This is a genomic window from Luteipulveratus mongoliensis, assembly GCF_001190945.1.
GTDB lineage: Bacteria > Actinomycetota > Actinomycetes > Actinomycetales > Dermatophilaceae > Luteipulveratus > Luteipulveratus mongoliensis.
In genome coordinates, this window is record NZ_CP011112.1 from 4,533,607 (window position 1) to 4,547,389 (window position 13,783).

16 protein-coding genes and 3 tRNA genes are annotated in these 13,783 nt (G+C 68.8%); 4 read left to right on the top strand and 15 right to left on the bottom strand.

Going from position 1 to position 13,783, the window contains the following annotated elements:
- Window positions 1-1,278: a vWA domain-containing protein gene (locus VV02_RS21460; protein ID WP_052594919.1), complete on the top strand. Its 1,278-nt coding sequence runs from the start codon at window positions 1-3 to the stop codon at window positions 1,276-1,278.
- Entirely contained in the window at window positions 1,275-1,979 is a 705-nt protein-coding gene (locus VV02_RS21465) for a double zinc ribbon and FHA domain-containing protein (protein WP_052594921.1), read from the top strand. Before VV02_RS21460 ends, VV02_RS21465 begins: the two co-directional genes overlap by 4 nt.
- Window positions 1,980-2,092: 113 nt before the next feature.
- Here VV02_RS21465 and rplA read toward each other — a convergent pair whose 3' ends face one another.
- From rplA to VV02_RS21490, 5 genes are all read right to left on the bottom strand, one after another.
- Window positions 2,093-2,815: a 50S ribosomal protein L1 gene (gene rplA, locus VV02_RS21470; protein WP_052594923.1), complete on the bottom strand. Its 723-nt coding sequence runs from the start codon at window positions 2,813-2,815 to the stop codon at window positions 2,093-2,095.
- A 113-nt stretch (window positions 2,816-2,928) separates the two neighbouring features.
- Entirely contained in the window at window positions 2,929-3,360 is a 432-nt protein-coding gene (gene rplK / locus VV02_RS21475; RefSeq protein ID WP_052594925.1) for a 50S ribosomal protein L11, read from the bottom strand.
- Between the two features lie 93 nt (window positions 3,361-3,453).
- On the bottom strand, window positions 3,454-4,395 hold the full coding sequence (gene nusG / locus VV02_RS21480) for a transcription termination/antitermination protein NusG (RefSeq protein WP_052594927.1): 942 nt from the start codon (window positions 4,393-4,395) through the stop codon (window positions 3,454-3,456).
- Window positions 4,396-4,523: 128 nt separating this feature from the next.
- Window positions 4,524-4,796, bottom strand: coding sequence for a preprotein translocase subunit SecE (secE, locus tag VV02_RS21485; protein ID WP_245633158.1), 273 nt, complete (start codon window positions 4,794-4,796; stop codon window positions 4,524-4,526).
- Window positions 4,797-4,862: 66 nt separating this feature from the next.
- Window positions 4,863-4,935, bottom strand: a tRNA-Trp gene (locus VV02_RS21490).
- Between the two features lie 181 nt (window positions 4,936-5,116).
- Here VV02_RS21490 and VV02_RS21495 point away from each other — a divergent pair.
- Window positions 5,117-5,683, top strand: a complete 567-nt coding sequence (locus tag VV02_RS21495; protein ID WP_342667851.1) for a DUF5709 domain-containing protein — start codon at window positions 5,117-5,119, stop codon at window positions 5,681-5,683.
- Window positions 5,680-6,714 (top strand): adenosine deaminase, encoded by a 1,035-nt coding sequence (locus VV02_RS21500; protein ID WP_052594931.1) that lies wholly within the window; start codon window positions 5,680-5,682, stop codon window positions 6,712-6,714. Before VV02_RS21495 ends, VV02_RS21500 begins: the two co-directional genes overlap by 4 nt.
- 19 nt (window positions 6,715-6,733) lie before the next feature.
- Here the strand turns inward: VV02_RS21500 and VV02_RS21505 are convergent, their stop codons facing one another.
- From VV02_RS21505 to VV02_RS21550, 10 genes are all read right to left on the bottom strand, one after another.
- A complete protein-coding gene (locus VV02_RS21505; protein ID WP_052594933.1) occupies window positions 6,734-7,414 on the bottom strand; it encodes a hypothetical protein in 681 nt (226 codons plus the stop codon).
- Between the two features lie 170 nt (window positions 7,415-7,584).
- Complete coding sequence (locus VV02_RS21510; RefSeq protein ID WP_052594935.1) at window positions 7,585-8,661, bottom strand: UDP-N-acetylmuramate dehydrogenase; 1,077 nt, start codon at window positions 8,659-8,661, stop codon at window positions 7,585-7,587.
- A gap of 2 nt (window positions 8,662-8,663) precedes the next feature.
- On the bottom strand, window positions 8,664-9,083 hold the full coding sequence (locus VV02_RS21515; protein ID WP_052594937.1) for a MaoC family dehydratase: 420 nt from the start codon (window positions 9,081-9,083) through the stop codon (window positions 8,664-8,666).
- Window positions 9,083-9,529, bottom strand: coding sequence for a MaoC family dehydratase N-terminal domain-containing protein (locus tag VV02_RS21520; RefSeq protein WP_052594939.1), 447 nt, complete (start codon window positions 9,527-9,529; stop codon window positions 9,083-9,085). The genes VV02_RS21515 and VV02_RS21520 overlap by 1 nt, the downstream gene beginning before the upstream one ends.
- Before the next feature lie 96 nt (window positions 9,530-9,625).
- On the bottom strand, window positions 9,626-9,796 hold the full coding sequence (gene rpmG, locus VV02_RS21525) for a 50S ribosomal protein L33 (RefSeq protein WP_050668591.1): 171 nt from the start codon (window positions 9,794-9,796) through the stop codon (window positions 9,626-9,628).
- Between the two features lie 77 nt (window positions 9,797-9,873).
- A tRNA-Met gene (locus VV02_RS21530) sits at window positions 9,874-9,950 on the bottom strand.
- A gap of 66 nt (window positions 9,951-10,016) precedes the next feature.
- A tRNA-Thr gene (locus tag VV02_RS21535) sits at window positions 10,017-10,089 on the bottom strand.
- A gap of 102 nt (window positions 10,090-10,191) precedes the next feature.
- Window positions 10,192-11,061: a MaoC/PaaZ C-terminal domain-containing protein gene (locus tag VV02_RS21540; RefSeq protein ID WP_052594941.1), complete on the bottom strand. Its 870-nt coding sequence runs from the start codon at window positions 11,059-11,061 to the stop codon at window positions 10,192-10,194.
- Window positions 11,061-12,425, bottom strand: coding sequence for a 3-oxoacyl-ACP reductase (locus VV02_RS21545; RefSeq protein ID WP_052594944.1), 1,365 nt, complete (start codon window positions 12,423-12,425; stop codon window positions 11,061-11,063). The genes VV02_RS21540 and VV02_RS21545 overlap by 1 nt, the downstream gene beginning before the upstream one ends.
- Window positions 12,422-13,705: an acetyl-CoA C-acetyltransferase gene (locus VV02_RS21550; protein ID WP_052594945.1), complete on the bottom strand. Its 1,284-nt coding sequence runs from the start codon at window positions 13,703-13,705 to the stop codon at window positions 12,422-12,424. The genes VV02_RS21545 and VV02_RS21550 overlap by 4 nt, the downstream gene beginning before the upstream one ends.
- Between the last annotated feature and the right edge of the window lie 78 nt (window positions 13,706-13,783).

Consider the following 13,783-nt stretch of genomic DNA (forward strand, 5'->3'; position numbering starts at 1 on the left):
ATGGCGCAGTTCACTGCCTCCGTCTACCAGAACGAGTTCCTGCCCGACGGCGGGACGGACGTGCACGCGATCGTCACGGTGACCGCATCCGGCGCCGGATCGGCCGGGCAGACCGGCGGTGGTGACGCGGGCGAGATCGTCATCGTGGACACGTCCGGCTCGATGGGCGTCGACAACATCCGCGCGGCGCAGAGTGCCGCCGTCGCCGCCATCGACCAGATCCACGACGGCGTGTGGTTCGCGCTCATCTCGGGCAACCACCAGGCGGTCCTGGCCTACCCCGCGGGCGCCGAGCCCGGGATGGTGCGGATGGACCCGTCGGCCCGCGCGGCCGCGAAGTCGGCGGTGACCACGTTCCGCGCCAACGGCGGCACCGCGATGGGCACCTGGCTGCGGCTGGCCGCATCGGTGTTCTCGACCGTGCCGTCGCTCGCTCAGCGGCACGCGATCCTGCTGACCGACGGCGCCAACCAGCACGAGACACCCGACCAGCTCACCGACGCCATCTCCAGCGTCACTGGCCAGTTCCAGTGCGACTGCCGCGGGGTGGGCGCCGCCTGGCAGGTCGACGAGGTCCGACGGATCGCCACTGCGCTCCTCGGGTCGGTCGACATCATCCCGTCCGCCGACCAGATGGCCGCACAGTTCTCCGCGCTGATCCAGGCCGCCATGGGCCGCGGCATCGCCGATGCGCAGATGCGGGTCTGGGCGCCGCAGGGCGCGCAGGTCCTCTTCGTCCGTCAGGTCGCGCCCACGGTCGATGACCTGACCGACCGCCGCTTTGAGGTCAACCCGCTCACCGGCGCCTACCCGACCGGCTCGTGGGGTGATGAGTCTCGGGACTACCACGTGGCCGTACGCCTGGCAGCCAAGGCGGTCGGCCAGGAGCAGCTCGCAGCACGCGTACAGCTCGCGCTCGGCGAGCAGGTCGTCGCGCAGGGCCTGGTCAAGGCGCAGTGGTCCAACGACGACACCCTCACCACCCGGATCAGCCCGGAGGTCGCCCACTACACCGGCCAGACCGAGCTGGCCGAGGCGATCCAGGACGGTCTGGCCGCCAAGGCTGCCGGTGACACGGTGACCGCGACGACCAAGCTTGGGCGGGCCGTACAGCTCGCGGCGCAGACCGGCAACGACGAGGCGACGACCAAGCTGCGCAAGGTCGTGGACATCGACGATCCGGACGCGGGCACCGTGCGGCTCAAGCGTTCGGTCGACAAGCTCGATGAGATGGCGCTGGACACGGCGTCCACCAAGACGACCAGGATCCGCAAGTGAGCGCCACCTGTCCGTCCGGGCACACGTCGGAGTCCACGGACTACTGCGACGTCTGTGGTCTGCCCATCGGCGCGGCCCCGACACCTCCCCCGCCTCCGCCGCCCGCACCCGCGCCGGCTCAGGCCGCGATGCAGTCCTGCCCGAGCTGTGGGGAGCCCAACGTCCCGGACGCGCTGTTCTGCGAATCCTGTGGCTACGACTTCACCACCGGCACCATGCCGCGGCCGGCTCCCGATGCGGGTGCCGCCGCTCCCGACGTCGCGCCGCCCGCGCCACCTGCACCCCAGGCCGGCACCGCTGAGTGGGTCGTCGAACGCTGGGTCGACCCCGACTGGTACGCCGTCCAGGACGGTGACGGGCCTTGCCCCTCTCCCGGCCCGCCGGTCGTCGTACCTCTGCGCGAGGCCAGCGTCCTGGTCGGCCGTCCGTCCAAGAGCCGAAGCATCACGCCGCAGGTCGACTGCGCGGACGACACCGGCGTCAGTCGGCGGCAGGCGCAGCTGAGCACGGACGGGCAGCGGTGGTGGGTGGAGGACCTACAGTCCTCCAACGGCACCTACGTCGGACCGGCCTCGGGCCCGCTCCCCGAAGACCCGCTGCCCCCGGGGCAGCGGCGTGAGCTCGGCCGCGACGACAGGATCTACGTCGGCACGTGGACTCGGCTGGTCGTCCGCCAGGCCTCTCCCGAAGAGCGCGGTTAGTCCTTTCGCACGATTGGCGTAACAAAAGTCCTGTGCAGCGTCGAGCCTGAGCAAGACCAACGGCCGCCACCCCGCGAGGGATGACGGCCGTTGGTGCGTACGAACGGGGAGGGTCAGGCCTCCTCGGTCCCGTCCTCGGACGTCAGGTTGCGCGTCCGGGTCGAGTCGAGCGGAATGCCCGGGCCCATCGTCGTGCTCATGGTCGCCTTGGTGATGTAGCGACCCTTGGAGGACGACGGCTTCAGACGCAGGATCTCCTCGAGCGCCGCCGCGTAGTTCTCGACCAGCTTGGTCTCGTCGAAGCTCACCTTGCCGATGATGAAGTTCAGGTTGGCGTGCTTGTCGGCGCGGAACTCGATCTTGCCGCCCTTGATGTCGTTGACAGCCTTGGCGACGTCCATGGTGACGGTGCCGGTCTTCGGGTTCGGCATCAGACCACGCGGGCCGAGGACCTTACCGAGACGACCGACCTTGCCCATGAGGTCCGGGGTGGCGACGACCGCGTCGAAGTCGGTCCAGCCACCGGCGACCTTGTCGAGCAGCTCGTCCGAACCGACGAAGTCGGCGCCCGCGGCCTCAGCAGCGGCAGCCTTGTCACCGTTGGCGAAGACGAGGACCTTGGCGGTCTTGCCCGTGCCGTGCGGCAGGTTGACCGTGCCACGGACCATCTGGTCGGACTTGCGCGGGTCGATGCCGAGGCGGAAGGAGACCTCGACGGTCGAGTCGTACTTGGTGGCCGACGTGTCCTTGGCCAGACGCACCGCGTCGAGCGGGGCGTACTGCTTGTCGGCGTCGATCTTTTCCACCGCAGAGCGGTAGGACTTGCTGCGCTTCATGTCTGCTCCTGTGTTGTTGCGCGTGATGCGGAGTTGTGGTTGTGCGGACCAGCGCTGGCCCAACCACGGTGCGTACGATGGCCGGTCACCGGCCGTCGTACGTGATGCGGCAATCAGTCGGTCTGGATGCCCATCGAGCGAGCGGTGCCGGCGATGATGCGCGACGCCATCTCGATGTCGTTGGCGTTCAGGTCGGCCATCTTCATCTCGGCGATCTCACGGACCTGGTCCTTGGTGAGCTTGCCGACCTTGTCCTTGTGCGGCTCGCCGGAGCCCTTGGCCACACCAGCGGCCTTCTTGATCAGCTCAGCGGCCGGCGGGGTCTTGGTGATGAAGGTGAAGGAACGGTCTTCGTAGACCGTGATCTCCACCGGGATCACGTTGCCGCGCTGGCTTTCCGTCGCGGCGTTGTACGCCTTGACGAACTCCATGATGTTGACGCCGTGCTGACCGAGCGCCGGGCCGACGGGCGGAGCCGGAGTGGCCTGGCCGGCCTGGATCTGCAGCTTGATGAAGCCGGAGGCCTTCTTGGACTTGGGGGGCATGCGGTGTTCCTTTTCTGGTGATGGGCCCACGCCGTGGGCGATGACCCGGTTGCAGTGCCCTGCGGGTTGCCGCAGGACGGGAGGCGTTCAGGATCAGATCTTGGCGACCTGGTTGAACGCCAGCTCGACCGGAGTCTCCCGGCCGAAGATCGAGACGAGCACCTTGAGCTTCTGGGTGTCGGTGTTGATCTCCGAGATCGTCGCGGGCAGGGTCTCGAACGGACCCTCCATGACGGTGACGGACTCGCCGACCTCGAAGTCCACCTCGGCGGAGGACGAACGAGTTCCGGTGGACGCGGCAGCGCCGGCCTCCTGAGTCGCAGCCTGCTCGTCGGACGACTCGAAGGTCGGGTTGAGCATCGTGACGACCTCGTCGATCGACAGCGGCGACGGCTGGTGAGCGTTGCCCACGAAGCCCGTCACACCGGGGGTGTGCCGCACGGCGCCCCAGCTCTCGTCGGTGAGGTCCATGCGGACCAGCACGTATCCGGGCATCCGCACGCGGGTGCCGGTCTTGCGCTGACCGTTCTTGATCTCGGTGAACTCCTCCATCGGCACCTCGACGCCGAAGATGAAGTCCTCCATGTTGAGGCTGGTGATACGCGTCTCGAGGTTGGTCTTCACGCGCTTCTCGTAGCCGGCGTAGGAGTGGATGACGTACCACTCACCGAACTGGGCCTTGAGGTCGGCGATGAACGCCTCGCGCGGGTCACCCTCGGGCTCACCGGCCGCCTCGTCCTCTGCGATCGCGACCTCGGCCTCAGTCTCCTCGGAGGCGACCGGAGTGGCCTCGGACTCGTCCTCGGCGGGGATGTCGAGCTCGTCGCCCTCACCGTCGGCGACGGCGCGCGCGTCGTGCTCGAGGTCCTGCTGCTCGTCGGCGTCGGCACTCTGCTCGGACTGCGGCTCGTCGAGCACGATGTCGACGGTGTCGCCGATCGGCTCGGTCAGCGGGGTCGCCTCGTCCGCCGACGTGCCCTCCTGGACCTGGTCGGTCTCGGGCGCCTCGGACTCTGGACTCCACTGCTCGGTCATTGACCTGCTTCCTTCACTGCTTGTCACCTGGACTTCGCCACACCGATCAGGATCGGCGCCTTACACCGCGAACGCCGGTCGGACGAGTCGATGCTCGCCGCCGGCGCCCCGGAACCACTCTAGGCGGGTCAGTTGGACCCGAAGAGCCACTGGACCAGCCATTGGAACACCTTGTCCAGCCCCACGACGTAAGCCATGATCACGGCGATGAAGACCAGAACGACTGCGGTGTAGCTGATCAGCTCCTGACGCGTCGGCCAGACGACCTTGCGCATCTCGTCGATGACCTGGCGGACGAAGAGAATGATCTTGTTGAAGAAGCGGGCCAGCGGGTTGCCCTGTCGGGATCCGCGTGCGCTCCGACCTGCGCCACGGTCCTCCGCGGTGCTCGTCTCGGTCACGGCCACTTCTTTCGTCTCGGCGTCCATCGGTTTTGCCCGATGTCACTTCTCTTTGCCACTCACCTGCAGGGCACGAGGGACTTGAACCCCCAACCCCCGGTTTTGGAGACCGGTGCTCTGCCAATTGAGCTAGTGCCCTACGTCCCCGGATTGCGCCGGGAACCAGGCGATCTGGACCGCCACGACGCACAGACAGCGCGCATCATGGTTGTCGTCAACCACCCGACGAGCGAGTGTACGCGACCCTCGTGCGCCGAGGCCAACTCGGTCAGTGCGCGTCCCCCGCCGGCCGTCGTACGCCGAGGCAGTAACGTCGGCGCATGACGGACTACGAGAACACGTCATCCGAGTCGGAGCAGACGACGTACAGCACCGACGAAACGACGATGCCGGACCAGTCGAGCCTGCGAGACTGGACGGAAGAGGAGTCTCGTCCACAAGAACAGAACGACGAGGATCAGCTGCAGTCCGAGGACACCTTGGTCTACCGGGGTGTCGAGGACGCGCTCGACGAGGGCTACGCCGCGGCCGACCGTCCCAGCCCGAGCTACGGCAACACCGCCGCCGAGCAGGCTCAGGGCGAGACCATCGAGCAGCGGATCGGCCAGGAAGAGTCTGACCCGAGCTCGGCGTACGGCGCCCCGGACAACGAGAGCGGGCTCGACGAGCCCCGCATCGGCGGCGACGACCCGGACTCCATTGATGCCGACAGCGACTTCCTGGGTGATCCGGAGGTCGGCGACCAGCGCGCCGGCCGACTGGTCGCGAGCGATGAAGGCGCCCACGAGGACACCGAGAAGGACCTGATCGCCAGCGACGCCGGGATCGACGGCGCGGGCGCGTCCGCCGAGGAAGCCGCCGTTCACGTCGTCCCTGATCAGGAGTGAGCGGCCCCGACGAGCCTCGCTCGACCACGACTCTCCCCAAGGCGCACCTGCACCTTCACTTCACCGGCTCCATGCGCATCAGCACGCTGCGCGACCTGGCCGACAAGCACGGGCTGCGGCTGCCTGAGGCGCTGCTCGCCGCCTGGCCACCTCACCTGTCGGGCATGGACGAGCGCGGGTGGTTCAGGTTCCAGCGGCTGTACGACGCCGCCCGCGCCTGCGTGCGCGACGAGGACGACATGCGTCGCATCGTCCGGGAAGCCGCCGAGGACGACGCGGCTGAGGGCTCGCGGTGGCTGGAGATCCAGGTCGACCCGACGTCGTACGCACCGCACCTGGGCGGGCTCACGCCCACCTTGGAGATCGTGCTCGACGAGGCGGAGCAGGCCAGCAAGGACACCGGCACGGGAGTCGGGGTCGTGGTCGCCGCGTCGCGGCTGCGCCACCCGCTCGACGCCCGCGTGCTGGCCCGGCTCGCGGTCAAGCACGCCGGCGAGGCCCCTGGCTCGGTCGTCGGCTTCGGTCTCAGCAATGACGAACGCCGAGGGATCACCGAGGAGTTCGGCAAGGCGTTCGACATCGCGCGGCATGGCGGACTCGCCTCGGTGCCGCACGCGGGTGAGCTGCTCGGCCCGGCGGCTGTGAGCGGCACGCTGGACTCCTTGGCGCCCGACCGGATCGGTCACGGCGTCCGCAGTGTCGAGTCGGACGTCGTACTGCAGCGCGTCGTCGACTCCGGCGTCGCCCTTGAGGTCTGCCCTGGCAGCAACGTTGCGCTCGGCGTCTACCGCGAGCCCGACGAAGTGCCGCTGGAGCGTCTGCTCGACGCGGGCGCCCAGATCGCGCTCGGCGCCGACGACCCCTTGCTGTTCGGGTCCCGCCTGGTCGCCCAGTACGACTCCGCGCGCGACGATCACGGGCTGTCCGACCGGCAGCTCGCCGACCTGGCACGATCCTCGATCCGAGCCTCGCGGGCGCCGTCAGACGTCAAGAAGCGGACGCTCGCCGACATCGACGACTGGGCGTCCTGACGCCCAGTCGTCGATGGTCCTACTTGACCGCGCTCGGGCTGGTGGCCGCCCAGATCGTCGGCTGTCCGTCGATCACGACGCGATAGGTCCGCGACGTGGACCGGGTGTAGGACCAGCTGGCCTGGCCCGCGCTGTTGAGCGTGACGCTCCTCAGGTTGGCCCAGGTCCCGTCGGAGTTGCGGTACTGGATCCACCCGGTGGCGCCTTCCCACGCGATGTTGCGGTTCAGCGAGGTCGCGTAGCGGACCGCCTGCGCCGTCAGCGTGACCGTCGAACCGGAGCGGCTCGGGTAGATCCCCGCCCACGATCCGACGCGCACCGCGATCGGGAACTCGTTCTGCGTGAATGTGCTGTTGCCGTCTCCGGACTGGGCGCCGCCCGCCGACCAGGTGAACTCGCCGAGCCGCACACTGTCGGTGATCGACCAGCTGGAGGTCGGGTCGTCCCCGTAGTACATGTGGTTCACGATCGCCTGGCTCGACGTCCGCAGATGCCACGTCGCGAACGAGTTGGCGACGATCACGCAGCCGCCGTCGAAGGTGGTGTAGATGTTCTGCGTGGGCTGCACGACGCGGACCTGGTCGGTCATGTGCATCTTGCAGGTCCCGATGACGCCCGCGCTGGCACTCGGTATCCCGGTGGCCAGGAGCGCTCCTCCGATACCGACTGCGGCCAGGCTCGCGTAAGCACGACGAATCATGATGGTTCCCCCTTGCGATGAGCGGCCCGGGTGGCAGCTCCCCACTGCACAGTCCGCGCCGGCGCGCTCATGCTAGGCAGCACCGTGGTCGTACCGATAGGGGTCTTTCCGAGGTCGATCAGGTTGAGAACAAAGGCAACCCGAGGCATCTCCCAGACGTCAGCGGCGGCTCAGAGGTCGTGGCCGACGAAGATCGGCTCGTTGACCAGCCGTACGCCGAAGGCGGCCTCCACGCCGTCTCGCACCTCGCGCGCCAGCGCGGCCACGTCGGCTGCGGTCGCCGAACCGCGGTTGGTCACCGCGAGCGTGTGCTTGGTGGACAGGGCCGCCGGTCCGGGCAAGCCGTAACCCTTGGTGAAGCCGGCCTTGTCGATCAGCCAGGCCGCGCTGGTCTTGACCAGGCTCGCCGCTCCGCCAGGGAACTCCGGCGGCGTCGGCCCGTCGGCGCCCAGCCGCTCGACGGCGGTCTGGCGCAGCACCGCGAGGTCGGCCACGGTCATGATCGGGTTCTGGAAGAACGAGCCGCACGACCAGGTGTCGTGGTCGGTCGAGTCGAGCACCATCCCGCGCTTGCGACGTTGCGCGAGGACGCCCTCACGCGCCGCTTCCAACGGGACCCGGGCGCCGGCCTCGACGCCGAGCTGCCGGGCCAGGTCGGCGTACGCGATGGGCTGGGAGCGGTCGGACAGGTGCAGCTGGAAGAGCACGTCGAGCACGACGTAGCGGTCGGCGCCCTTGAAGAGTGAGTGGCGGTAGGTGAACCGGCACTCATCGGCCGACAGCGTGTGCACCTGCTGGTCGGTGCGGTCGTACACCCGCACCGACGCGATGGTCTGCGCGACCTCCTGGCCGTACGCGCCGACGTTCTGCACGGGGGTCGCGCCGGCCAGACCGGGGATGCCCGAGAGGCACTCCACTCCGGACCAGCCCTCGAGGACCGTACGTGCCACGAACCCGTCCCAGTCCTCACCGGCCGCGACGCGCACCGAGACGCCCGAGCAGTCGTCCGCGGACTCCACGCTGATGCCGCTGGTCGCGACCCGGACGACCGAGCCCGCGAAGCCTTGGTCGCTGATCACCACGTTGGACCCGCCGGAGAGGATCAGCAGCGGCTCGTCGGCGTCGTCGACCTCTCGTACGGCGTCGACCAGCTCATCCGTCGTCTCGACCTCGACCAGGCGCTCGGCCGGGCCGCCGACCCGCATCGTCGTGAGCGGCGCCAGGGCCGCTTCGGTGGACTCCTTCATGGTCAGTCGAGGGCGACGGTGGCCAGGGCGCGCGTCAGGACCTTCGACCCGTCGTACGTCGCGGTCAGCTCGACCACCGCTCGCTGGGTGTCGGCGTCGACGGACTTCACCACGCCCGAGACCTCGATGTCGGAGCCTCCCTCGTAAGGGACCGGGACCGGAGCACTGAACCGGACGGAGTAGTCCAGCACCTTGCCGGCGTCGCCCGCCCAGTCGACGACGACCTGGACGGCGGCGCCCATCGTGAACATGCCGTGCGCGATGACGTCCGGCAGACCGACGGAGGTGGCGAAGCGCTCGTCCCAGTGGATGGGGTTGAAGTCGCCGCTGGCTCCGGCGTAGCGCACGAGGGTGGCGCGGTCGACGTGCACCGTGCGGCCCGGCAGCTGCTGGCCGACCTCGACCTGGTCCTGCGACACCATCAGTCCTCTCCTCGGATGACCATGAGCGAGGTGGCTGTGCAGATCGCCTCGCCGTGCGCGTCGGTGATGCTGGTCGTCAACGTCACCATCGAGTGACCGCCGGCCTGGCGGATCCGGTCGATCGTGGTTGCGGCGGTGATCTCGTCACCGGCGACGGCTGGACGGTGGTGGATGAACTTCTGCTCGCCGTGCACGAGCCGGCTGAAGTCGATACCGGCCTCAGGGTCGATGATCGCGGCGCCCTCGCCCTGCTGCGCCACGCTGACCAGGAACGTCGGCGGGGCGACGACATCGGCGTAGCCCTTGGCACGGGCCGCGTCGACATCGCGGTGCACGGGATCCTGGGCGCCGACCGCATCGGCGAACTCTCGGATCTTGGCGCGGGAGACGACGTAGGGAGGGGTCGGCGGGTAGGCGCGGCCCTCCACCTCAGCATTCACGGGCATGCGCAGAACACTAGAGGCCCGGGCATGCGAACGGCCGCCCGGATCCGAAGACCTGGGCGGCCGAGGCACAGAGCGGTCGGCTGAGGCCGACTCGGCTCAGCGAGTCTCGCGGTGCTCGGTGTGCTTGCCGCAGCGCGGGCAGAACTTCGCCAGCTCCAACCGGTCAGGGTCGTTGCGGCGGTTCTTCTTGGTGATGTAGTTGCGCTCCTTGCACTCCGTGCACGCCATCGTGATCTTGGGGCGGACGTCTGCGCTCTTGCTGGCCATCGGGGCAACCTGCTCTCGGAAGTACGTGTGCGGTCCTGCTCGGCTGCTGCGGACCGGTCCTGCTCTGGTATCTGACTTGGTAGCGGGAGCGGGGCTCGATCCCGCGACCTCACGATTATGAGTCGTGCGCTCTAACCAGCTGAGCTACCCCGCCTTGGGGCTGAGAGCCGGCTGCACAGTGCCTCGACCTTGAGTCACCGTGCTGCCGGCGGACAACCTGAGCCCCCAAACGGAATCGAACCGTTGACCTTCTCCTTACCATGGAGACGCTCTACCGACTGAGCTATAGGGGCCTGCGACCAGCTGAGAGGGAGCGCGACTCAATGGTCGCGCCTCGCAGCAGCGCAGCGACGAGATTACACGTAGTCCTCGCCGAACACGAAATCGAGACGGACCTAGCCGCCCGACCCCGCGGTGATGCGGCCACGGGCGTGCTCCGTGCCCTTCTTGTTGTTGCGCAGCGCGAGCTCCCAGTCGCCGCTGGAGGCGTCCTGACGAGCCACGAAACGCACCGTGGAAGGGATGAGCACCGGCTTACGGAAGGACACCTCGTAGGTGTACGCCGACGGCAGCCGGTTCTCCAGCGCCGCCAGCATGCGCGCCATGCTCCACGCCCCGTGCGCGATCGTCGTCGGGAAGCCCAACGCCTTGGCCGCGAACGGGTTCATGTGGATCGGGTTGACGTCGCCGCTCACGCCGGCGAACCGGCGACCGAGGTCACCTGACAGTCGCCAGATCGAACCCGTGCCATCGACGGCGTCCGACTCCTCAGCCGGCTCCTCCACCTCGCCGGGAGCCTTCTGGCCCCGGTAGAGGTAGGTGCTGACACCTTCCCAGACGAGCTCCTCGCCGACCCGCGCCTCACCGAGCACGTCCACCATCGCGCCGCGACGATGCGGGCGGGCGTTGGCCGTGCTCACGGTGATCGTGACCGGCTCCCCCAGGAGCACCGGGCGGTGCTGGGTGATCCGGTTGCTCAGGTGCACGCTGCCGGTGAGCGGGTACGGGTAGGACCGGTCGGCGAACAACGTCACCTGCAGGGGGAACGACAGGTTGTGCAGGTAGGTAGACGGCACCTCGTTGCGCAACGGAAAGCCGCTGACCTGGTTGTACGCCGCAAGGTGACTCGGATCCACCTGGATGTCGCGCCGGACGACGTCGAGCACCGGCAGCGCCTTGCCCGACTTCAGCCGGGACGTGGCGACGGCCTTGGCGAAGACCGGCGCGAGGTTCGGGTTGGACGTGACCTCGATCGTCCTGGTCATCAGGCCCCCAGCTGGCTCTGCCCGCAGACCCGCAGGACCTGGCCGGTGACGCCGGCGCTGCCGGGCTCGGCGAAGAACGCGATGGCCTCGCCGACGTCGATCGGCTGACCACCCTGCAGCAGGGAGTTCAACCGGCGGCCGACCTCACGGGTCGCCACGGGGATCTTGGCGGTCATCTCGGTCTCGATGAACCCGGGCGCCACCGCGTTGACCGTGATGCGTCGCGCGGCGAGCTCCTGGGACAGCGAGCGCACCATGCCGATGACACCGGCCTTGGACGCGGCGTAGTTGGACTGGCCGCGGTTGCCACCGATACCGCTGATGGAGGCGACACCGATGATCCGGCCGCCGTCCTTGAGCCCGCCCTTGACCTTCGGGTCCAGCAGCACCTTGTTGATGCGGAACTGCGACTGCAGGTTGACGTTGAGCACGCTGCCCCACCGCGCCTCGTCGGTGTTGACGAAGAGCTTGTCGCGGGTGATGCCGGCGTTGTGCACGATGATGTCGAGCCCGCCGCCCTGCTGCGCGACCGCGGCGGCGATGCGCTCGCCGGCATCCGCAGCCGTGACGTCCAGCTGCAGCGCGGTGGCACCGATGTTGTTGGCGACCTTGCTCAGCGAGTCGCCGGCAGCCGGGATGTCGACCGCGATGACCTTGGCGCCCGCGCGAGCGAACACCTTGGCGATCTCGGCTCCGATGCCGCGGGCAGCACCGGTGATGACAGCCGTCTCGCCGAGCAGTGGCTTGTGCCAGTCGTCGACGTCCGGGACCTCGCCCTCGCGGACCAGCACCGGCTGGCCGGAGACGTAGGCCGACCGGCTGGACAGGAAGAACCGCAGCGGGGCTGCGAGCACGGCCGAGTCACCCTGAGCCTCCAGCGCCACCCACAGGAGGTTGGCCGTGCCACCGGCACGCATCTCCTTGCCGAGCGAGCGAGTGATGCCCTCGAGCGCCTGCTGCGTCGCAGCGGCCTCAGGGTCGGTGAGCTCGGCCGGCGGGGTGCCGATGACGACGAGGCGACCGTTCTTGCCGAGTGCCTTCAGCGCCGGGCCGAGCGCGCCGCGCAGCTGCTCGAGGTCGTCGAGGCCGCGGGCAGCCGAGGCGTCGAAGACGACGGCAGCCAGCTTGTCGGCGTACGTCGAATCAGCCTGTGCTGCAACGACATCCGCGCCCGAGGCCTTGATGATGGCGGTCGCCGACTTGGCGACCATGCCCGAACCGATCGCGCCGACGGCGGCCTGGCCCTCGATGAGGTCCTGGCCGTCCTTGTAGCGACGCAGCAGCGCCGGACGGGGCAGACCGAGCTTGGTGGTGAGGGTCTTGCCGATGCCCTCGTTGGCGAACTTGGTCAGGGCGTCGGTCACTTGGTTGCCTCCAGGATGGCGACGACACCCTGGCCGCCAGCAGCACAGATCGAGATCAGGCCACGGCCCGAGCCCTTCTCGTGCAGCTGCTTGGCCAGGGAGGCGACGATGCGGCCACCAGTGGCCGCGAACGGGTGGCCGGCCGCGAGGGACGAGCCGTTGACGTTGAGCTTGGCGCGGTCGATGGAGCCCAGCGGGGCGTCCAGGCCGAGCTTGCCCTTGCAGAACTCCTCGCTCTCCCACGCGGCGAGCGTGGCGAGCACCGTGGAGGCGAAGGCCTCGTGGATCTCGTAGAAGTCGAAGTCCTGCAGGGTCAGGTTGTTGCGGGCGAGCAGGCGCGGCACGGCGTACGCCGGAGCCATCAGCAGGCCCTCGTCGCCGTTGACGTAGTCGACGGCGGCCGTCTCGGCGTCCACGAAGCGCGCCAGGATCGGCAGGTTGCGCTCGGTCGCCCACTCCTTGGTGCTGAGCAGCACGGCGGCGGCGCCGTCGGTCAGCGGAGTGGAGTTGCCGGCGGTCATCGTCGGGTTGTCGCCGCTCTTGCCGTAGACCGGCTTGAGCTTGGCGAGCTTCTCGAGCGAGGTGTCGCCCCGCATGTTCTGGTCCTTGGTCAGGCCGAGGTAAGGCGTGACCAGGTCATCGAAGAAGCCACGGTCGTACGCCGCGGAGAGGTTCTGGTGGCTGCGCAGGGTGAGCTCGTCCTGCGCCTCACGCGTGATGCCCCACTCGGCGGCGGTCAGGGCCTGGTGCTCACCCATCGACAGGCCGGTACGCGGCTCGGAGTTCTCCGGCTGCTCCGGCGCCAGCTGGGTGGGGCGGATCTTGGTCAGCGCCTTGAGCCGCTGCTGCGGGGTCTTGGCGTAGTTGACCTCCATCAGCGTCTTGCGCAGGTTGTCGTTGAGCGCGAGGGGCGCGTCGCTGGTGGTGTCCGAGCCGGCGGCGATACCGGAGTCGATCTGGCCGAGCGCGATCTTGTTGGCGACCAGGATGGCCGTCTCCAGACCGGTGCCGCAGGCCTGCTGCACGTCATAGGCCGGAGTGGTCGGCGCCAGGTGCGAGCCGAGAACGGCCTCACGGGTCAGGTTGAAGTCACGCGCGTGCTTGATGACAGCACCTGCGGCGACCTCGCCCAGGCGCTCGCCCTGCAGGCCGAAGCGCGAGACCAGACCGTCGATCGCGGCCGTGAGCATGTCCTGGTTGGAGGCCTTGAGGTACTTGCCGCCGGAACGGGCGAAGGGGATGCGGTTGCCCCCGACGATGACGACGTCGCGAGTGGTCATGCGTGCTCCTGCGTGTGCGAGGGAGGACGGCCGCCCGTGTCGAGCGCACCATCAACTAACTTACCGATACGGAGAGTA